Source organism: Massilia luteola (assembly GCF_034420155.1).
GTDB classification, from domain to species: domain Bacteria; phylum Pseudomonadota; class Gammaproteobacteria; order Burkholderiales; family Burkholderiaceae_D; genus Telluria; species Telluria luteola.
The window spans coordinates 36,193-54,610 of record NZ_JAXOFN010000042.1; the positions used below are offsets into that span (position 1 = coordinate 36,193).

At 59.9% G+C, this 18,418-nt stretch carries 18 protein-coding genes and 1 other RNA gene; 8 read left to right on the forward strand and 11 right to left on the reverse strand.

Features of this window, described 5'->3' with window-relative positions; translation table 11 throughout:
* Positions 1 to 2: 2 nt before the first annotated feature.
* The 3 genes from U9J41_RS26550 to groES form a co-directional block, all read right to left on the reverse strand.
* Entirely contained in the window at positions 3 to 500 is a 498-nt protein-coding gene (locus U9J41_RS26550) for a hypothetical protein (RefSeq protein WP_322405182.1), read from the reverse strand.
* A gap of 120 nt (positions 501 to 620) precedes the next feature.
* Entirely contained in the window at positions 621 to 2,267 is a 1,647-nt protein-coding gene (gene groL, locus U9J41_RS26555; protein WP_056446161.1) for a chaperonin GroEL, read from the reverse strand.
* Positions 2,268 to 2,305: 38 nt separating this feature from the next.
* A complete protein-coding gene (gene groES, locus U9J41_RS26560) occupies positions 2,306 to 2,596 on the reverse strand; it encodes a co-chaperone GroES (protein WP_036169735.1) in 291 nt (96 codons plus the stop codon).
* A 389-nt stretch (positions 2,597 to 2,985) separates the two neighbouring features.
* On the opposite strand from groES, the gene U9J41_RS26565 reads away from it, so the two are divergent.
* From U9J41_RS26565 to U9J41_RS26580, 4 genes are all read left to right on the forward strand, one after another.
* Positions 2,986 to 3,213 carry a hypothetical protein gene (locus tag U9J41_RS26565; RefSeq protein ID WP_322405183.1) on the forward strand — a complete coding sequence of 76 codons (228 nt, stop codon included), beginning with the start codon at positions 2,986 to 2,988 and terminating at the stop codon, positions 3,211 to 3,213.
* Entirely contained in the window at positions 3,210 to 3,521 is a 312-nt protein-coding gene (locus U9J41_RS26570; protein WP_322405184.1) for a cell division protein ZapA, read from the forward strand. Before U9J41_RS26565 ends, U9J41_RS26570 begins: the two co-directional genes overlap by 4 nt.
* Before the next feature lie 44 nt (positions 3,522 to 3,565).
* A non-coding RNA gene (gene ssrS, locus U9J41_RS26575) (6S RNA) lies at positions 3,566 to 3,746 on the forward strand.
* A 69-nt stretch (positions 3,747 to 3,815) separates the two neighbouring features.
* A complete protein-coding gene (locus U9J41_RS26580) occupies positions 3,816 to 4,292 on the forward strand; it encodes an EVE domain-containing protein (RefSeq protein WP_322405185.1) in 477 nt (158 codons plus the stop codon).
* A gap of 94 nt (positions 4,293 to 4,386) precedes the next feature.
* Here U9J41_RS26580 and lgt read toward each other — a convergent pair whose 3' ends face one another.
* Both lgt and U9J41_RS26590 read right to left on the reverse strand, forming a co-directional pair.
* Positions 4,387 to 5,199, reverse strand: coding sequence for a prolipoprotein diacylglyceryl transferase (lgt, locus tag U9J41_RS26585; protein WP_322405186.1), 813 nt, complete (start codon positions 5,197 to 5,199; stop codon positions 4,387 to 4,389).
* Position 5,200: 1 nt separating this feature from the next.
* Entirely contained in the window at positions 5,201 to 6,088 is an 888-nt protein-coding gene (locus U9J41_RS26590) for a LysR family transcriptional regulator (RefSeq protein WP_322405187.1), read from the reverse strand.
* A 117-nt stretch (positions 6,089 to 6,205) separates the two neighbouring features.
* Here U9J41_RS26590 and ilvD point away from each other — a divergent pair, with 117 nt between their 5' ends.
* Complete coding sequence (ilvD, locus tag U9J41_RS26595) at positions 6,206 to 7,891, forward strand: dihydroxy-acid dehydratase (RefSeq protein WP_322405188.1); 1,686 nt, start codon at positions 6,206 to 6,208, stop codon at positions 7,889 to 7,891.
* 220 nt (positions 7,892 to 8,111) lie between these two features.
* On the opposite strand, the gene U9J41_RS26600 is transcribed toward ilvD, so the two are convergent.
* Positions 8,112 to 8,336 carry a TIGR04438 family Trp-rich protein gene (locus U9J41_RS26600; RefSeq protein ID WP_322405189.1) on the reverse strand — a complete coding sequence of 75 codons (225 nt, stop codon included), beginning with the start codon at positions 8,334 to 8,336 and terminating at the stop codon, positions 8,112 to 8,114.
* 174 nt (positions 8,337 to 8,510) lie between these two features.
* Between U9J41_RS26600 and U9J41_RS26605 the strand changes: the two genes are divergently transcribed.
* A complete protein-coding gene (locus U9J41_RS26605; RefSeq protein WP_056446143.1) occupies positions 8,511 to 8,825 on the forward strand; it encodes a c-type cytochrome in 315 nt (104 codons plus the stop codon).
* 117 nt (positions 8,826 to 8,942) lie between these two features.
* Here the strand turns inward: U9J41_RS26605 and U9J41_RS26610 are convergent, their stop codons facing one another.
* The 5 genes from U9J41_RS26610 to U9J41_RS26630 all read right to left on the reverse strand — a co-directional run bounded on the left by U9J41_RS26610 (position 8,943) and on the right by U9J41_RS26630 (position 13,948).
* Positions 8,943 to 10,079, reverse strand: a complete 1,137-nt coding sequence (locus U9J41_RS26610) for a branched-chain amino acid ABC transporter substrate-binding protein (RefSeq protein WP_322405190.1) — start codon at positions 10,077 to 10,079, stop codon at positions 8,943 to 8,945.
* A 93-nt stretch (positions 10,080 to 10,172) separates the two neighbouring features.
* Positions 10,173 to 10,538, reverse strand: coding sequence for a hypothetical protein (locus tag U9J41_RS26615; RefSeq protein WP_322405191.1), 366 nt, complete (start codon positions 10,536 to 10,538; stop codon positions 10,173 to 10,175).
* Entirely contained in the window at positions 10,535 to 10,960 is a 426-nt protein-coding gene (locus U9J41_RS26620; RefSeq protein WP_322405192.1) for a DNA polymerase III subunit chi, read from the reverse strand. The genes U9J41_RS26615 and U9J41_RS26620 overlap by 4 nt, the downstream gene beginning before the upstream one ends.
* 175 nt (positions 10,961 to 11,135) lie before the next feature.
* Positions 11,136 to 11,798: a glutaredoxin family protein gene (locus U9J41_RS26625; protein WP_322405193.1), complete on the reverse strand. Its 663-nt coding sequence runs from the start codon at positions 11,796 to 11,798 to the stop codon at positions 11,136 to 11,138.
* Between the two features lie 38 nt (positions 11,799 to 11,836).
* On the reverse strand, positions 11,837 to 13,948 hold the full coding sequence (locus U9J41_RS26630) for a M3 family metallopeptidase (RefSeq protein WP_322405194.1): 2,112 nt from the start codon (positions 13,946 to 13,948) through the stop codon (positions 11,837 to 11,839).
* A gap of 687 nt (positions 13,949 to 14,635) precedes the next feature.
* On the opposite strand from U9J41_RS26630, the gene drt3a reads away from it, so the two are divergent.
* Both drt3a and drt3b read left to right on the forward strand, forming a co-directional pair.
* Positions 14,636 to 15,871 carry an antiviral reverse transcriptase Drt3a gene (gene drt3a / locus U9J41_RS26635; protein WP_322405195.1) on the forward strand — a complete coding sequence of 412 codons (1,236 nt, stop codon included), beginning with the start codon at positions 14,636 to 14,638 and terminating at the stop codon, positions 15,869 to 15,871.
* Entirely contained in the window at positions 15,864 to 17,843 is a 1,980-nt protein-coding gene (gene drt3b / locus U9J41_RS26640) for an antiviral reverse transcriptase Drt3b (RefSeq protein WP_322405196.1), read from the forward strand. The genes drt3a and drt3b overlap by 8 nt, the downstream gene beginning before the upstream one ends.
* Positions 17,844 to 18,418: the final 575 nt, after the last annotated feature.

Consider the following 18,418-nt stretch of genomic DNA (forward strand, 5'->3'; position numbering starts at 1 on the left):
GGTCAGCGGGCTATCGTCGTGCCAGCGGTCCGGATAGCCCACCTGCGCGCGGAACGACGCGAGCTTGCGCCGCGCCGTCCCGCGTCGGCCGCCGCGGCGACGTAGTCATCGCGCGTGCCGACCGCGTGGAGGCGCGCGAGCATGGCCGCGACGGGCGCCATGCCGAGGCGTTCGATGGCGGCGGTGTCGAGGAAGGCGCGGTACGCGGTTCCCATGCGGCTGCCGGGATCGTGCGCCGCGTCGTCGAGGATCGCGCGGACCTGCGCGCGGCTGCGGTCGTCGAGCGCGCCGATCGTGCCCACGGTCGAGCGGTCGGCGGGGATCGGCGTGCGCCGCGCCCATGCGCCGTTGGCGTAGGCGAAGAAGTCGTCGCCGGGGCGGACGTTCCGGTCCATGCCGCCCGTGTCGAAGCCCGATCTGTCCTGCGCCGCGCCGGCGCTCGCCGCCAGCATCAGCACCCCGCACAGCGCGGCCCTCGCTGCCCGACGTAACCGTCCCATCCCGCATCCTTTCGTGTGCGTTCCGTTGCGGAGGATTCTAAATAAAAAAGCCCGCAGAGCGCGAACCCTGCGAGCTTTTTTTGAACGGTGCCGGCGCAAGGCCGGCAGCCTGTCCGGCGATTACATCATGCCGTCCATGCCCATGCCGCCCATGCCACCCATGCCGCCCATGCCGCCGGCAGCCGGCTTGTCTTCGGCGACTTCCGACACCATGCAGTCGGTGGTCAGCATCAGGCCGGCGATCGACGCTGCGTTCTGCAGTGCCGAGCGGGTGACCTTGGCCGGATCCAGCACGCCCATTTCGACCATGTCGCCATAGGTGCCGTTCGAGGCGTTGTAGCCGTAGTTGCCCTGGCCGGCGATGACGGCGGCGACGACGACCGACGGCTCTTCGCCGGCGTTCTGGACGATCATGCGCAGCGGCTCTTCCATTGCGCGCAGGACGATCTTGATGCCGGCTTCCTGGTCAGGGTTGTCGCCTTTGACTTGCAGTGCGGCGCGCGCACGCAGCAGGGCCACGCCGCCGCCCGGGACGATGCCTTCTTCGACGGCAGCGCGGGTGGCGTGCAGCGCGTCTTCCACGCGTGCTTTCTTCTCTTTCATTTCGACTTCGGTCGCGGCACCGACGCGGATGACGGCAACGCCGCCGGCCAGCTTGGCCACGCGCTCCTGCAGCTTCTCGCGGTCATAGTCCGAGGTCGCTTCTTCGATCTGGACGCGGACCATCTTGACGCGTGCTTCGATCGATTCGGCGGCGCCGGCGCCATCGATGATGATGGTGTTTTCCTTGCCCACTTCGACGCGCTTGGCCTGGCCCAGTTCGTTCAGCGTGACCTTTTCCAGCGTCAGGCCGACTTCTTCGGCGATGACCTGGCCACCGGTCAGGATGGCGATGTCTTCCAGCATGGCCTTGCGACGGTCGCCGAAGCCCGGTGCCTTGACGGCGACGGTCTTCAGGATGCCGCGGATGTTGTTGACGACCAGGGTCGCCAGCGCTTCGCCTTCGATGTCTTCGGCGACGATCACCAGCGGACGGCCGGCCTTGGCGACTTGCTCCAGCACCGGCAGCAGATCACGGATGTTCGAGATCTTCTTGTCGCACAGCAGGATGAACGGGTTCTCGTGGACGGCGACCTGCTTGTCCGGGTTGTTGATGAAGTACGGCGACAGGTAGCCGCGGTCGAACTGCATGCCTTCGACGATGTCCAGCTCGTCGTTCAGCGACTTGCCGTCTTCGACGGTGATGACGCCTTCCTTGCCGACTTTTTCCATCGCCTCGGCGATGCGCTCGCCGACGGACGAATCCGAGTTGGCCGAGATGGTACCGACTTGGGCGATCTCTTTCGAGGTCGTGGTCGGCTTGGCGATCTTCTTGAGTTCTTCGACGGTGGCGGCGACGGCCTTGTCGATGCCGCGCTTCAGGTCCATCGGGTTCATGCCGGCGGCAACGAACTTCATGCCTTCGCGCACGATGGCTTGTGCCAGCACGGTCGCGGTGGTGGTGCCGTCACCGGCGTTGTCGCTGGTCTTCGAAGCGACTTCCTTGACCATCTGCGCGCCCATGTTCATGAGCTTGTCTTTCAGTTCGATCTCTTTCGCGACCGAGACACCGTCCTTGGTGACGGTCGGGGCGCCGAACGAACGTTCCAGCACGACGTTGCGGCCTTTCGGGCCCAGGGTGACCTTGACTGCGTTGGCGAGGATGTTCACGCCTTCAACCATCTTGGCGCGTGCGACGTCGCCGAAAATTACATCTTTAGCTGCCATATTGATTTCTCCGATTCTTCAGGAAGTTATTGGACGAATTACTGGGCCACGACGGCCATGATGTCTTCTTCGCGCATGACCAGCAGCTCGTCGCCGTTGACCTTGACGGTCTGGCCCGAGTACTTGCCGAACAGGACGCGGTCGCCGACTTTCACTTCCAGCGGACGGACGTTGCCGTTCTCTTGCACTTTGCCGTTGCCGACAGCCAGCACTTCACCTTGGTCCGGCTTCTCGGCCGCCGCGTCAGGGATGATCAGGCCGGATGCGGTCTTGGTTTCCTGGTCGAGACGCTTCACGATCACGCGATCGTGCAATGGGCGAAGGTTCATGCAAAACTCCTTTTGGTTGATTTGACAAGCTATTCCTAAGAACCGCGGCGGACCATCCTCGGGATCGGCGCGCAGCGGCGTAGAAAGGTTTGTTAGCACTCTCTACTAACGAGTGCTAATTATAGGGACGATAATTTAGCATTTCAAGCCACAGTGTTCGGGTTTCGATGGACTTTTTTGTCGCTTCGCAATCGGAAGGACCGATATGTGACAATGCGCAGGCGCGCCACCTGACGAGATGCCGGGTGGCGGTTGATGAATGCATAATCATGCGAGAGTAACACCGATCGTCCGGCAGCGGGCGCACGATCGGTGGAACCGGCCGGCCTCGGCGCGCACGCGAACGCGCGCCTGTTGACGAAAAATTCAACTCCAACCTATAGTTACGGATGATTTCCGAATTCCAAGACCTCTCCGATAAGATCGACCGGCTCGCCCAGTTGACCCAGGCGCTGCGCAGCGAGAACTATCTGCTGCGTCAGGCGAACGCCTTGCTCAGCGCGGAAAACGTCGACTTCAAGAACCGGCTGCTCGCGGCCCAGCAGCGCGTCGAAGGCCTGCTGGCCAACCTCGAACCCGCTCCCATAACCTCCGACGACGCCGAGGCCCCCCAATGATCCAGCTCGACGTGAACATCATGGGCCAGCCCTATCGCCTGGCGTGCCGCGACGGCGAAGAAAAGACCTTGCGCGAAGCCGTGGCCTATCTCGACGGCAAAATGTGCGCGCTGCGCGACTCCGGCAAGGTGCGCGGCACTGACCGCATCGCCGTCATGGCGGCGCTGTCGGTGGCGGCCGAATTCCTGTCCGTGAAAGCGCCGCAAGGCCCGCTGTCGGACATGACGATCCTCGAAGTCAAGCAGAAACTGGAAGCGATGCACACGGTGTTGGATGCCGCACTCTCGGCCGACGAAAACCTCGCTTGAGACCAAAAACGTTTGACATGCCCGTCCATCGTAGTAAACTGCCGTCTACCCTGCGGTGTTCGAGATTTGCCATATATTCCTTGAACCATTCTTTCGCATAGGTTGTGGAACATGTTCGGTGGGCGCGATCGTCGCTAGTTCGACGAACCCGAAATTGAACTGACTGCGACCACCTTGAGCCATTAGGTTCGGGATGCCGGCAAAAACGGCACAGGCGGGGATAAACACACGAGCGGTTGCGGACCATGAGTCGCAACCGCTTTTTTTTTGATTTTTTCCGATGGAGTGCCGCACATGCGCTACTGGTTGATGAAGTCCGAACCCGATGAAGTGAGTTTCGCCGACGTGGTCAACGCCCCCGGCAAGACCGTCGCCTGGTTCGGCGTGCGCAACTACCAGGCCCGCAATTTCATGCGCGACCAGATGCAGGTGGGCGACGGCGTGCTGTTCTACCACTCCAGCTGCGCCGTGCCGGGCGTGGCGGGCATCGCGAAGGTGGCCAGCGGAGCGTATGCCGATGCGTCGCAATTCGATCCAGGCAGCCATTATTTTGATCCGAAAGCCACGCGGGAACAGCCGCGCTGGATCTCGGTCGACGTGACGGCGGTGGCGGAGGGGCGTTATCTGCCGCTGACGGAAATGCGCGGCGTGCCGGAACTGGAAGACATGGTGCTGCTGCAGAAGGGCAGCCGGTTGTCGATTTCGCCGGTGACCAAAGGGCAGTGGGACAAGGTGCTGGATTTGATGGGCGTACCCGCGTTGGCCGCGTAACGCAACACCGTCGCCCCCGCGGAGGCGGGGGCCGCATTTGCGTGCGCTATCGACACGCGTAAAACTTGGGTTCCCGCCTGCGCGGGAACGACGGCTATGCGTGCACCGCGCGCTTGTTCGCGTCCGAATACGCCCACCCGAGCATGATGAGCCCCGCCACGATCATCGGCAGCGACAACACCTGCCCCGACGTGATCGGCAATCCCATCACATGCGTCTCCCAATCCGGCACGCGGAAATACTCGGTGAAGAAGCGCGCGCAGCCGTAGAGCAAGGTGTACAGCGCGCCCACCGCGAGACGCGGGCGCGGCTTGCGCGCGAACAGCCACATGATCACGAACACGAGGATGCCGTCGACCAGCATCTGGTACAGCGGCGACGGATGGCGCGGCCCCTCGACGCCCGGCCAGATCATCGCCCACGGCAGGTTCGGATCGGCCAGGCGCCCCGGCAGTTCCGCATTGATGAAATTGCCCAGGCGCCCGCAGGCGTAGCCGATCGGGACCATCGGCGCGATGAAGTCGTACACGTCCATCAGGTTGCGGCCGCGCTTGCGCGCCCACAGCGCCATCGCGATCAGCACGCCGATGAAGCCGCCGTGGTACGACATGCCGCCGTGCCAGGTCTGGATGATTTCGAGCGGATGCGAGAAATAATAGTCGGGGCGGTAGAACAGCACTTCGCCGAGGCGCCCGCCGATCACCACGCCCAGCATGCCGTAGAACAGCATGTCGTCGAGGTCGGTGTAGGTCCAGCCTTGCGCCTCGACGTGGGCCTGCGTCTTGATGCGGACGCGGCCCAGCAGGATGAACAGGGCGAAGGCGACCACGTACATGATCCCGTACCAATGGATCTCGACGGGGCCGATGCTGAAGGCGACCGGGTTCGGTTGCGGGTGAACGAGCATATCAAATAGTCCTCAATAGTTCCAGGAAGCCCTTGAGCACCGGCGAAGGATTATCGCGGCGCCATGCGATGCCGGTCTCGACCAATGGGGTCGCGTCGGCGAGGGCACGGTATTCTACGCCCGGCCGCATGAGGTTAGCCACGGATTGTGGCACAAGTGCCAGCCCCATGCCTGCGGAGACCAGGCTGACGATGGTCTGCATCTGGATCGCCTGCTGGCCGACGGCCGGTGTGATGCCGGCTTCGCGGAAGCACGACAGGATGGCGTCGTGCAGCGCGGGTGAGATCTCGCGCGGGAAAATGATCAACGGCAGATGCGGCAGATTGCGCAACGCGACGGGTCCTTTCTTGCGCAGCAGGCCCGTGGGCGCGCACAGGATCAGCGGCTCGTCCAGCACCTTCATGTAATCGAGCTCCCCGCGCGCGCGGTCGGGCAGCGGCGGGATCAGGAGGCCGGCGTCGACGCGACCGCGCAGCAGTTCGTCGACCTGCACGTCGGACGTCGCTTCGTGCAGGCTCAGTTGCACGCCCGGATAGCGCTCGCTGTAGCGGCGCAGGAAAGGCGGCAGCACGCTGTAGTCGGCCGACGTGATGAACGCGAGCGCCAGCCGTCCCGCCTCGCCGCTCGCGGCGCGCCGCGCCAGCTCGGGCAGCAGGGCCGCTTCGCCCAGGATGCGGCGGGCTTCGGGCAGCAGCGCGCTGCCGGCCGGCGTCAGCGCGACCGTGCGCCGGTTGCGCAGGAACAGCGCCGTGCCGAGGCCGTCCTCCAGCGCGGCGATGGCCTGCGACAGCGGCGGCTGCGTCATGTGCAGGCGCGCGGCGGCGCGGCCGAAGTGCAATTCCTCGGCCACGGTGACGAAGTAGCGCAACTGGCGCAATTCCACGTTCATCGATATGAGTGGTATGTCTGTGATTCGCGCAGCATATCAGAAGCACGGCTGCCGACCCATTTGACGCGAACCGGTCCGCGCGGCATGCTGGAAAGATCGTCCCGCCAGGAGCCCGCCATGCCCGACCAGCCGCGCTACAACCGCCGTTCCCGCCATGTGACCGAAGGCGTCGCCCGCAGTCCGAACCGCTCGATGTACTACGCGATGGGTTATCAAAAGGCGGACTTCGACAAGCCGATGATCGGCATCGCCAACGGCCATTCCACGATCACGCCCTGCAATTCCGGCTTGCAGAAACTGGCCGACGTCGCCATCGCGACCATCCGCGATGCCGGTGCCAATCCGCAGGTGTTCGGCACGCCGACCATTTCCGACGGCATGTCGATGGGGACCGAGGGCATGAAGTTCTCGCTGATCTCGCGCGAGGTGATCGCCGACTGCATCGAGACCTGCGTGAACGGCCAGTGGATGGACGGCGTCGTCGTGATCGGCGGCTGCGACAAGAACATGCCGGGCGGGATGATCGCGCTGGCGCGCACGAACGTCCCCGGCATCTATGTGTACGGCGGCACGATCAAGCCGGGGCACTGGAAGGGCAAGGACCTGACGATCGTCTCCGCGTTCGAAGCGGTGGGCGAATTCACGGCGGGGCGCATGAGCCAGGAAGACTTCGACGGCATCGAGCGCAACGCCTGCCCGTCGTCCGGATCGTGCGGCGGCATGTACACGGCGAACACGATGTCGTCGTCGTTCGAGGCGCTCGGCATGTCGCTGCTGTACTCGTCGACGATGGCCAATCCGGACGACGAAAAAGTGGGCTCCGCGGCGCAGTCCGCGCGCGTGCTCGTGGAGGCCGTCAAGCGCGATCTGAAACCGCGCGACATCATCACGCGCGCATCCATCGAGAACGCCGTCGCGCTGATCATGGCGACGGGCGGCTCGACCAACGCCGTGCTGCACTACCTCGCCATCGCGCATGCGGCCGAGGTGGAATGGTCGCTCGACGATTTCGAGCGCGTGCGCCGCAAGGTTCCGGTGATCTGCAACCTGAAGCCGTCGGGCGAATACGTCGCGACGGACCTGCACCGGGCGGGCGGCATCCCGCAGGTCATGAAGCTGCTGCTGGACGCCGGCCTGCTGCACGGCGACTGCATCACCATCACCGGCCGCACCCTGGCCGAGGAGCTGGAGCACGTACCGTCCGCACCGCCGGCGGGGCAGGACGTCATCCGGCCGCTGGACCGCGCTTTGTACAAGGAAGGCCACCTGGCGATCCTGAAGGGGAACCTGGCGCCGGAAGGCTGCGTGGCCAAGATCACGGGCCTGAAGAATCCCGTGATCACGGGACCGGCGCGCGTGTTCGACGACGAGTACAGCGCGATGGACACGATCCTCGCCAACCAGATCAATCCGGGCGACGTGCTCGTGCTGCGCTACCTGGGGCCGCGCGGCGGCCCGGGCATGCCGGAGATGCTGGCGCCGACGGCGGCGCTGATCGGCAAGGGCCTCGGCGAATCCGTCGGGCTGATCACGGACGGCCGCTTCTCGGGCGGCACCTGGGGCATGGTGGTGGGCCATGTGACGCCGGAAGCGTTCGAGGGCGGCACGATCGCGCTCGTGCAGGAAGGGGATTCGATCACGATCGACGCGCACCACCAGCTGATCCAGCTGAACGTGCCGGACGACGAGATCGCCCGCCGGCGCGCGGCCTGGGTGCGTCCGGCCCCGCGCTACACCCGCGGCGTGCTGGCCAAGTTCGCGGTGCTGGCGCAGCCGGCGAGCAAGGGGGCGGTGACTTGCTGAATTCGGGAGTTAGAGACACATTTTGAATCGTCGTCCCCGCGAAGGCGGGGATCCAAGTTTGCGTGCGCGGCCGCAACGCGTGCAACTTGGGCCCCCGCCTTCGCGGGGGCGACGTTCATACGTCCGTGCACGTTCATAGGTTCATACGTCCCGGGAACATGCCATATACGCCACATGGCATGTTCGGCAATTGATCGGCCGTGCTAAGCTGCCGGGCGCCTCATTTGCGCTTGCCGAAGCTTTGCTTCACGCGTTCCTTGCGTCGCTTGTCTTCGAGGGCGTGGGCCTTGCGCTTGTCGAGGCCCAGCGTCTTTTCGATGAATTCGAACCAGACGAAGGCGACCGCCATCAGGCCGACGATCCACCACCAGGACAGTTCGGCAAAGCGCCAGACCTCGAAGAAGCGCAGGACGACGAGGACGAGGATCAGCAGGATCAGGGGCATACGGTATTCCTTTCGAACGGCCATCTTACAACAGTGGTGCCGTGAAGCAACGGATTCCTGCCATCTGGTCAACGACAATCTGTATCATCCGTTACTGATTATGTCCCTGCCGTTCCCGACCGGGAAACACGATAGAATCGAATTATTAGAAACGCCCCAACTGGAGAATAGCTGATGAAACGTTCCCTGATGTTGTTTGTTGCAGTCGCAGCCGTCGCATCGACCAGCGCCTTCGCGCAAGACGCGGCCGCCCTGGCGAAAGCGAAGAATTGCATGGCTTGCCACTCCGTGCAATCCAAGCTGGTCGGCCCGGCCTACAAGGACGTCGCCGCCAAATACGCAGGCCAGAAAGATGCCGAAGGCAAGCTGGTCTCGAAAGTCATGAAGGGCGGTTCGGGTGTCTGGGGTCCGGTCCCGATGCCGGCCAACCCGCAGGTCACCGAAGCGGAAGCCCATACCCTGGTCAAGTGGGTCCTGTCGCAGAAGTGATTTCTCGTAGGGTGGGCTCCCCGAGCCCACGCGTGACGTTCGCGTGGACACGGAGTGCCAACCCACGTACCAAAAAAAACGCGCCGATCACGGCGCGTTTTTTCATGCGAAACGAAATCAGCGGATGACGTCCAGCTTCGTCCGCTTGCCGCCCTTGTAGGTGAACAGGGTCAGCGCGCCGTCCTTGATGTCGCCGTTGGCATCGAACTGGATCGTCCCGGTCACGCCCTCGTACTTGATGTGCTTGAGGACCGGCAGGTACTTGGCCGGATCGGCCGACCTGGCGTCCTGCATGGCCTTCGCCATCACCATCACGGAATCGTAGACGTACGGCGCGTACAGCTGCACATCCATGTTGAACTTCTTCTTGTAGCGGGCGCGGAAGTCGTCCATCACTTTCTCTTGCGGGCCCTTGACGCCGCCCGCTTCCGCGCAATACACATGGCCTTCGCCGAGGCCGTCGCCGGCGAGGCGGCCCAGCGCGTCCGTGCACATGCCGTCGCCGCCCATGAACACGGCATTGATGCCGAGGGCCTTCATCTGCTTGAGCATCGGACCCGCGACGGAATCCATGCCGCCGAAGAAGATCAGGTCCGGCTTCTTGCCCTTGATCGACGTGAGGATCGCGGTGTAGTCGGTGGCGGTCGCGCTTGTGAATTCGCGGGCGACGACCTTGATGCCCGGCTTTTTCAGGCCCTTCACGAATTCGTCGGCCACGCCCTGGCCGTACGTCGTGCGGTCGTCGATGACGGCGATGTTTTTCGCGTGCAGGGAATCGATCGCGTACTTGCTCAGCGCGCTGCCCAGCTTGGCGTCGCTGGCGACGACGCGGAACGCGCCCGGGAAGTGCTGGCGCGTGTAGACGGGTGCCGTCGTGGCGGGCGAGATCTGCACGATGCCGGCGTCGTTGTAGATCTTCGACGCGGGCACGGTGGTGCCGGAGTTCAGGTGGCCGATCACGCCATTGACCTTGGCGTCGACGAGCTTCTGCGCCACCGCCGTGCCCTGCTTGGGATCGGCGCCGTCGTCTTCGGAAATCAGCTGCAGCGTGGCCTTCTGGCCGTTCAGCGTGAAGCCCTTCGCATTGAGTTCGTCGATCGCCATGCGCGCGGCGTTCTCGTTGTCCTTGCCGAGGTGGGCGCTGGGGCCGGAGATCGGCGCCACGTGGCCGATCTTGACGACCTGCTGCGCGCCGGCCGTGCCCGCGAAGGCGAGGGCGATGGCGAAGGGGATGAGTTTCGTAGTGACCTGCATGTTCTCTCCAGGAAGGATGTTATGTGCGCACGGCAAAGTTACCCTAATTTGCCGTTCGCGCAAAGCGTTCCGGCGGAGAGACGTGCGATGTGCTCAGCCGCGCGTGCGCAGATGCGCCAGTTCCTGCGCGACCGCGCGCGCGACGACCTGCTCGACGGTCAGCTGCAGGCCGTCGCGCAATTCCGTCGCCAGCCGCGTCACCACGTGGTCCAGTACGGGCGCCATGCTGCTGCGGACCTGGTCTTCCAGCACCAGCTCGACGCGGTCCTGCAAGCGGTCGAGCACGCGCGCGACGATGCGTTCCTCGAGCGTGCGCCAGGCGTCGTCGTCGAGCTCACGGGGCTCGGGGGCCGCGGTGTCGGCGTCGGCCGGTACGTCGGCGGCCGGTGCCGGTGCCGTCTCGGCCACGACCTCGGTCAGGACCGGGATGCTTTCGTCGTTGAAGGGAATGTCGCTCATGACTGGCCCGCCACGAAGTGCGTCAACGGATAGGACAGCTTCTTGTACGCGACGTAGCGCGCGCGGCCGGCCGCGGCGTCTTCCTCGTCGGTCGAGATGATTTCGAATACGCGCGCGAACCGTTCGAAGCCGGCCGGCGTGCGGTGCGTGAGGTTCACCAGCATGTCGCGGTGCGGCAGTTCGACCTGTTCGTCGAACGTGACGATCACCGGCGTCTCGACCGCGAGCGGATCGCCGGCCATCACGTGCGGGATGAAGTCGGTCCCGGACAGCGTCCACAGCGCCTCGTTCAGGGCGTCGGCCTGGGCCGGGCCGTCGGCCAGCAGGACGAGCTTCGCGTGCGCCGCATACGCCTTGCGCGCGAGGCGGCAGACGTAGGTGAGCTTGTCGGGGATGTTGGTGTGGAAGTCGATCCGGGTCATGGTCGGTCGGAGTGTAATAAATCCGTCGTTCCCGCGCAGGCGGGAACCCAAGTTCGCAGGCGTCGTCGGCTGCGCAAAATTGGGCTCCCGCCTTCGCGGGGGCGACGTGCTTGGGTGAGCGGCAGGAGAAGCATAGCGTAACCGTCCGATATCGCGCTCAAAACTGAAATCGCGCTCAAAACTGGAAATCCGGTGGCGTCTTTTTCGGCGGCGGCTGCCTGGGCTGTTGCCGTTCCGCCTGCGCGGCCGCCGCGTCCGGCGCGGCCGGCGCCGGCGCGCGGGGCGGCGGTGCCGGCAGGCTCGCCGGGGCCGCCGCTTCGACGGTACCGGTCCGGTAACCCGGCGGCAGCATCGTCTTGCGTGGATAAGACGCCGAATCGAGCGCTTCGTTCCACGCGTCGCCTGAAAAACCGGTCACCTGGCGGCGGCCGACGACGAGCAGCGGCAGCTCGTCCTTGCCGCCCATGCGGTGCAACTGCTGCTGGTCTTCGGCCGTGTTCACCGTCTTTTCCGCGAACGGGATGCCGCGCGACCGCAGCAGGGCGCGGCCCTGGTCGCAGGCGCCGCAGCGCGCCGTCGTGTACAGCGTTACCGGGTGGTTCTGCGCGGCGCGCGCCAGTTCGTACGGCAGCGCCGGCGCTGCCGCCGGCCGGCTGTCGGGGCGCAGCACCTGCGCCTGCCCCTTCGGCGGCGGCGTGTCGCTGTAGTGGACGCTGCCTTGCGCGTCCTTCCACTTGTAGATCCGGTCCTGCGCGGCGGCGCCGATGGCGATGAGCGCGCCGAGGGCAAGCACGGCGACCTGCCGTCCCGCCCGATGTGCTCCGTATGTCCGTTTCATCGCCATTCCCATTCCGGCGCCGCGCGGCGCGTGCCCCGTCAGGCTTGCATGCCGTTGTGACGCAGCAGCGCGTCGATCGTGGGTTCGCGGCCGCGGAAGGCCTTGAACGATTCGAGCGCCGGACGCGAGCCGCCCACGGCCAGGATCTCGCGGTGGAAGCGTTTTCCCGTTTCGTCGAGCAGCGATCCGCCGCCCGCCTCGACGGCTTCCTCGAACGCGGCATACGCGTCCGCCGACAGCACCTCGGCCCACTTGTAGCTGTAATAGCCGGCCGCATAACCGCCCGAGAAGATGTGGCCGAACGAATGCTGGAAGCGGTTGAACGACGGCGGGATCAGCACGGAGAACTTGCTGCGGACTTCGTCGACGAGGTCCTGCACGGTCTTCTGGCTGGTCGGGTCGAAGTCGTAGTGCAGGTGCATGTCGATCAGCGAGAACTCGACCTGGCGCAGCGTCTGCATGCCGGACTGGAAGTTCTTCGCCGCGAGCATCTTGTCGTACAGCGCGCGCGGCAGCGGCTCGCCCGTCTTCACGTGCGCCGTCATGCCTTGCAGGACGTCCCACTCCCAGCAGAAGTTTTCCATGAACTGAGACGGCAGCTCGACGGCATCCCATTCCACGCCCGAGATGCCGGACACGGACAGCTCGTCCACTTCCGTCAGCATGTGATGCAGGCCGTGGCCGAATTCGTGGAACAGCGTCGTCACTTCGTCGTGCGTGAACAGCGAAGGCTGCAGCTTGCCGTCGACTTCAGCCGGCGGCGTGAAGTTGCAGGTCAGGTAGGCGATCGGCGTCTGCACGATGCCGCCCGTGGTGAGCCTGCGGCCGCGCGCGTCGTCCATCCACGCGCCTTGGCCCTTGCCGGGACGCGCGTACAGGTCCAGGTAGAACTGCCCGACAAGTTGAGAACCTGAGTGACCGTTCTTTTCGATGCGATAGAAGCGCACGTCCGGATGCCAGACGGGCGCGTCGTCCGGCGCGATCGTCACGTCGAACAGTTTCGCGATCAGGCCGAACAGGCCGGCGACGACCTTCGGCTCCGGGAAGTATTCCTTCACTTCCTGCGCGGAGAACGCATAGCGCTTCTCGCGCAGTTTTTCCGATGCGTATGCCACGTCCCAGGCCTGCATGTCGGCGATGCCCAGTTCCTCTTGCGCGAACGCGCGCAGCTCGGCCAGATCCTTCTCGGCGTACGGACGGGCGCGGCGCGCGAGGTCTTCCAGGAACTCGATCACGTGTTCCGGCGTTTCCGCCATCTTCGGTTCGAGCGAGACATGCGCGAAGCTCTGGAAGTCGAGCAGCTTCGCTTCCTCGTCGCGCAGTTTCAACAGCTGGGCGATGTTGCCCGTGTTGTCCCACTTTTCCAGCTCGGAGAACACGACGCCCATCTCGGACGCCTTGGTGGCGTTGGCGCGGTAGATCTGCTCGCGCAGCGCGCGCTTGTCGGCGAATTGCAGGATCGGGAAGTAGGACGGGAAGTGCAGGCTGAATTGCCAGCCCGTCTTGCCGTCGCGCTCGGCCGCCGCGCGCGCGGCCGCCTTGACGTCGTCCGGCAGGCCGAACAGGTCGGCTTCGTCGGCGACGAGCAGTGTGTAGTCGTTGGTCGCATCCAGCACGTTTTCCGAGAAGCGCGTCGACAATCTGGCCTGCTCTTCCTGGATCTCGGCGAAGCGTTCCTTCTGCTTGTCCGGCAGCTCGGCGCCGCCGAGGCGGAAGTCGCGCAGGGCGTTCTCGACGATCCGCTTGCGGGCCGGGGCCAGGTTCGCGAAGTCGCCGCTCGCGCGCAGCTGCTTGTATTTGTCGAACAGCGCCTCGTTCTGGCCCAGCTCCGTCCAGAACTCGGTGATCTTCGGCTGGTTCTCGTTGTAGGTGGCACGCAGCTCGGGCGTGTCCATCACGTGGTTCAGGTGGTTGACGATGCCCCAGGCACGGCCGAGGCGTTCCGTCGCTTCCTCGAGCGGGACGACGAAGTTGTCCCACGTGACGGGGCCCGCGGCCGGCGCTTCGGCCTGGCGCACGGCGTCGCGCGCTTGCGCGATCAGTTGCTCGATCGCGGGCGTCACGTGTTCAGGGCGGATCAGGTCGAAGCGGGGCAGGCCCGAGAAGTCGAGGAGGGGATTGCTGGGGTTGCTACTGCTATTGGTCGTCATGATATCCCTTACGTATGCGTTCATCGATATCTTAACCGGGCCGGCCACTTCGCGTGCGGCGACTTCGCTGCGCTGTGTTCGGGTGCGGATTTTCTCCAGCGCGTGCAGACCTTGGCCATGTACAACGGGCACAGCGCTCGACCGTCTATGCCCTTCGTGGTCGCGCATGGTTTTGATACGGCATCGCGTTAAACATTCACAAAAGGGTTTTCTCGGAATTCCACAAGATTTCTTCTTTATTTAGCGACCGCGGCCGCCAGCGTAGCGACGTCGACACCCCAGTCTAGCACCTGCAGCCTATCGCCAAGCTTTGTTTCGTTTGGCTTCGTATTTCTGGTCTGCGAATAGGGTTGATCTCATCATGGCTACGTTGTCAATGACCTCGTGGAAGCGGCATCATGCCACAGCCGAGGTTTTTCGATGTGCCCTTAGCGATCCTTGTTGAACTTCGACTCTTTGAGCCTGCCGCAGCGCCATTATCGATCTGGAAATCCAAGCCAAAGAAAATCCCCCAATTGTCACCAACATAGCATGCACGACAGTTTCGCCTCGACCTCATCGCGCGCTCACTTCTGGGCTAATAACAAGTTGCCTATTGACAGCTAGTCACATATGATGGCTTACGCAACAAGAGTGACCTCAAATACACAGGTTAACGACTAATAAGCGAGCTATACAGGGCCAGCAATGTACGATCAATCTATTCACAGCAAATCTCTTTATAAGGCCCTTCGTCGGAGCGATTTTCATCAAGTTTTCGACTTAAGAGATGATGCCTGTCGCGCAGCGATACTTGATCGCGCAGTAGCCGTTGGTGAAAAGGGCGGTTGGGATATCCCCCCATTGAAAATATCGAAATTAAAAGGGAAAAATATATACTCCTTCCCAGAGTTCCATGACGAACTTTTGATTCGAAAAATAAATAATAATATCCGCCATTTCAGAAAAATTAAGAATCCTGCAAGGACCTCTATTGTTACCAATTTGTCACGAATTGCAGCGGAAGCAGTTTCATACCGGATTTATCGCCTGGATGTGAAAAGTTTTTTTGAATCATTTTCCATTTCCCATGTTTTAAAAAACGTTGACGATATCCATATATTAAGCCTCGCAACAAAAAGGGTGCTACGTGATCTATTTAAACATTTTTCGGCATCGGGCGGAACGGGAATACCGCGTGGACTTGCAATAAGTTCCACCTTGTCGGAATTAATGATGGCTGAATTTGACACAAACATAAAGCATATGGACAACGTGTTTTTTTATGCAAGATATGTCGACGACATAGTCATAGTTACAAGTGCAGTCGAGTGCCAATCATCGTTCACGAAATTAATTTCCAGTTTGCTCCCTGATGGGCTTAAGCTGAGCAGGAAAAAGCAAGAGATTATTACAGTTCCGAAGGCGACGAAAGCATCAACGTTCAAATTCTCGGTCGAATTTTTAGGCTATAAGTTTGATGTTCAGGATCCAGGCGCCGTCAACACATGCCGCCAAGTTAATCTCGGCATATCCGATGGGAAATTAAAGAAAATAAAGACACGGCTCGTGCTTGCAATCAAAGATTATTGTAAAACGAAAAATATGGCTGATTTAATTTCTCGCGTGCAATTTCTATGTGGAAATTTGGCTTTGGCTGATCGTGACCGTGGCCGTCAAAGACTTGCAGGAATTTTTTTTAATTACCATTTGATTCAGCCATCCAGTCCAAGTTGCGGCTTGAGCGAACTAGACCGTTTCTTGCATTACGCCATCACATCAGGGCGCGGACCAATCTTTCAGGCGTTCAAGCTAAATTCGACGCCGGCAGAGCGTAAACGCCTTGCCTCTTTTTCCTTTTCAAAAGGTTTTCACGGAAAAGTGTTTATGCATTACACCGGAGCCAAGCTAAAAAATATTCAGGAGTGCTGGAAGTATGCTTAAGCCAAAATCGATTTCCGTAGACAAACAAGATTATCTTCGCGTCTTAATAACGGAAACTATACCCTATGAGACACCTGTGATTTTTTCAAATGACGGCTTCTATCTGCGAAGCAAAGAAGCGCGTACGAGCACCGATCAAGTGTATAAATTAGTTTTTTCTCGCTTGGTTGAGGGGGCGGGAAAAACTTCCAAGAATTATACGATCCCTTATCTGTATAAAATAAGAAAAACGTCGCTGGAGTATCGCCGCCTTGCACTTACCCATCCAATTGCGCAGTGGCGTATGATGAATTTTTATGAACGCTATGAAAAGCTGATCACGTATTTTTGCGAAAATAACGCCGTCTCCCTCCGGGCACCGCACCGAGTAGCAAGTAGTTTCTTTCAAAAGAGCTCCTTGGCTAACGTAAACCAATACAAACACGGTGGAGTTCAAGATAGTAATGGCGAATTGTACAACAAACATTCATCGTCATTTTTCGCATATAGCGGAGTAGATCGATTACATAAATTTTTTAACTCTGATGACTTTCTTAAACTTGAAAAACGCTGGTCACGCCTATGGACAATGGACGTATCAAAGTGTTTTGATAGCATTTATACGCACTCCATAACCTGGGCAACCAAGGAAAAAGCCTTTATTAAAAAGAATATATCGGCGGTTTTATTCTCCACGTTCGGCAATGACTTCGACGAGTTGATGCAGAAATCAAATTACAACGAAACGAACGGCATAGTAATTGGTCCGGAAATTAGTCGAATATTTGCAGAAATAATATTCCAACGTATCGATGCGCAAGTTGCCCGCCATTTCGTTTCTGACACTCTCATCGAACAGAAAGCAGAGTTCGAGGTGAGACGCTACGTTGATGATATCTATATTTTCGCTAATAACGACGAAACGGCTCAAAAAGTTTTTGAAGTCTATACAGCTGAGCTTCAAAAATTCAATCTTCAGGTAAACAAATCAAAAACAACAACGTACTTGCGACCTTTTTTTACGAAGAAATCTCAAGTAATAAGCGATGTAAATGCGCTAATCAATGATTTTTTTGATAAATTTTTGCGAAAATCTGACGATGAATATTTTTTACTGCCATCTCAGATTTTCAAAGAGATAAAATTATCGCGAAGCTTTATCGATTCGGTGAAATCAGTTTGCGTCATCAATTCAGTTGATTATGATGATGTGTCTTCGTATATCATAGGGGCTTTCTTTGAGCGCATTAAGCGAATAATTAGTATAGCTGAAGTGCAGACCGAAGACTCTGATAACTACAAGTCTGCACTGAGCGTAATTATAGAAATCCTATTCTTTTTCTATACGGCATCTCCCTCGGTTAGCGCATCATACAAATTATGTGCATCGATAATACTAACGATTCGGTTTGCAAATAAGCATTTGAAGGAGCAAGCCGAAACAATAAAGCAAAGGATGTACGAGCTAGGCGTTGAATTGTTTGAGGTTGGAATATTTTCCAGAAATAGCAAGCTTGAAAATCTAATTCGATTAGAAAGTGTAAATATCTTATTGGCGTTAAGCGAGTCGGGCGCAGGCTATCTATTGCCGCCAGATCTTGTTAGTCGCGTGTTTCTTGGCTCGGACCGGTTTTCATATTTTGACATAATTTCGTGCCTTTTCTATATTCGCGATTTTCCGCAGTATTCGGAACTAAAAAAGCTTGTAATTGAGCAAATTGAAAATCACTTCTCGGATCTCTCTGAAATCGAGGTTCACTCCGAGCTCGCATGTCTCTTCTTGGATGTAATCAGTTGTCCATACATCGAGGAGCAGCGCAAGGCAAAATGGGTCCGGCGGTATGCTGCGCTATGCAGCCCGTTGGCTATTCCCTCAAATGCCGACATACATAAATTCGTAGGCACCTGTGCTAGTCGTCCGTGGTTCGTTAATTGGAACGAGATCGATCTTTTGAATGCGCTTGAGAGAAAAGAGTTGAAAAGAGCGTACTGAGCCGTTACTATACGTTGGAGGGGCCGCCAAGAACCTCTCCAGCGGATGAACATCTCCGCAACTACTTTAATATCGACGCGCGGGGACTTCGGCTGCATTATGCGGAGTTCAAGCGCTGGCTTATTGGAGAGCGGATGCAGTCTGTTCGCACACACTTAGAGTGAGGCGGTCTCTCAACTATGCTAAAACTACGCTTCTGCAACCTCTTAGGCTCTAAGAAAAGCGGCTTGTTTCGCAATCGAGCCACAACTGCAGCTAACCAATTCCATTATTTCCGTCCAGCTCGACTGCACAATCCGCTGAACTTAAGGCAGGTGGACCGAGTCGTGCGCCAGGCTCGCTGCGATCCACGACGAAATTTGCGCGATGCCGATGGAGTGCCAGATCCCCCTAGGGAGCCGCTGATTAATTCACTTTCGCGCGCGAAAGTCGACGAGATCGCTGGCCGGGTTGCTTGGCACCTCGAAAGATGTTTTTGGCCCGGCCACAGGCAATTGTTCAGCAAGTCGGCAGTATTTCTTTTGCCTTCCGGCACTCAGGACGCACGTCGGGTGTCGGTGACCGTAAATCGCCGG

What these genes read in the sequence shown, in the direction of transcription:
- U9J41_RS26550 (WP_322405182.1), bottom strand. Translation starts at nt 500, where the DNA reads ATGGGACGGTTACGTCGGGCAGCGAGGGCCGCGCTGTGCGGGGTGCTG.
- groL (WP_056446161.1), bottom strand. Translation starts at nt 2,267, where the DNA reads ATGGCAGCTAAAGATGTAATTTTCGGCGACGTCGCACGCGCCAAGATG.
- groES (WP_036169735.1), bottom strand. Translation starts at nt 2,596, where the DNA reads ATGAACCTTCGCCCATTGCACGATCGCGTGATCGTGAAGCGTCTCGAC.
- U9J41_RS26565 (WP_322405183.1), top strand. Translation starts at nt 2,986, where the DNA reads ATGATTTCCGAATTCCAAGACCTCTCCGATAAGATCGACCGGCTCGCC.
- U9J41_RS26570 (WP_322405184.1), top strand. Translation starts at nt 3,210, where the DNA reads ATGATCCAGCTCGACGTGAACATCATGGGCCAGCCCTATCGCCTGGCG.
- U9J41_RS26580 (WP_322405185.1), top strand. Translation starts at nt 3,816, where the DNA reads ATGCGCTACTGGTTGATGAAGTCCGAACCCGATGAAGTGAGTTTCGCC.
- lgt (WP_322405186.1), bottom strand. Translation starts at nt 5,199, where the DNA reads ATGCTCGTTCACCCGCAACCGAACCCGGTCGCCTTCAGCATCGGCCCC.
- U9J41_RS26590 (WP_322405187.1), bottom strand. Translation starts at nt 6,088, where the DNA reads ATGAACGTGGAATTGCGCCAGTTGCGCTACTTCGTCACCGTGGCCGAG.
- ilvD (WP_322405188.1), top strand. Translation starts at nt 6,206, where the DNA reads ATGCCCGACCAGCCGCGCTACAACCGCCGTTCCCGCCATGTGACCGAA.
- U9J41_RS26600 (WP_322405189.1), bottom strand. Translation starts at nt 8,336, where the DNA reads ATGCCCCTGATCCTGCTGATCCTCGTCCTCGTCGTCCTGCGCTTCTTC.
- U9J41_RS26605 (WP_056446143.1), top strand. Translation starts at nt 8,511, where the DNA reads ATGAAACGTTCCCTGATGTTGTTTGTTGCAGTCGCAGCCGTCGCATCG.
- U9J41_RS26610 (WP_322405190.1), bottom strand. Translation starts at nt 10,079, where the DNA reads ATGCAGGTCACTACGAAACTCATCCCCTTCGCCATCGCCCTCGCCTTC.
- U9J41_RS26615 (WP_322405191.1), bottom strand. Translation starts at nt 10,538, where the DNA reads ATGAGCGACATTCCCTTCAACGACGAAAGCATCCCGGTCCTGACCGAG.
- U9J41_RS26620 (WP_322405192.1), bottom strand. Translation starts at nt 10,960, where the DNA reads ATGACCCGGATCGACTTCCACACCAACATCCCCGACAAGCTCACCTAC.
- U9J41_RS26625 (WP_322405193.1), bottom strand. Translation starts at nt 11,798, where the DNA reads ATGAAACGGACATACGGAGCACATCGGGCGGGACGGCAGGTCGCCGTG.
- U9J41_RS26630 (WP_322405194.1), bottom strand. Translation starts at nt 13,948, where the DNA reads ATGACGACCAATAGCAGTAGCAACCCCAGCAATCCCCTCCTCGACTTC.
- drt3a (WP_322405195.1), top strand. Translation starts at nt 14,636, where the DNA reads ATGTACGATCAATCTATTCACAGCAAATCTCTTTATAAGGCCCTTCGT.
- drt3b (WP_322405196.1), top strand. Translation starts at nt 15,864, where the DNA reads ATGCTTAAGCCAAAATCGATTTCCGTAGACAAACAAGATTATCTTCGC.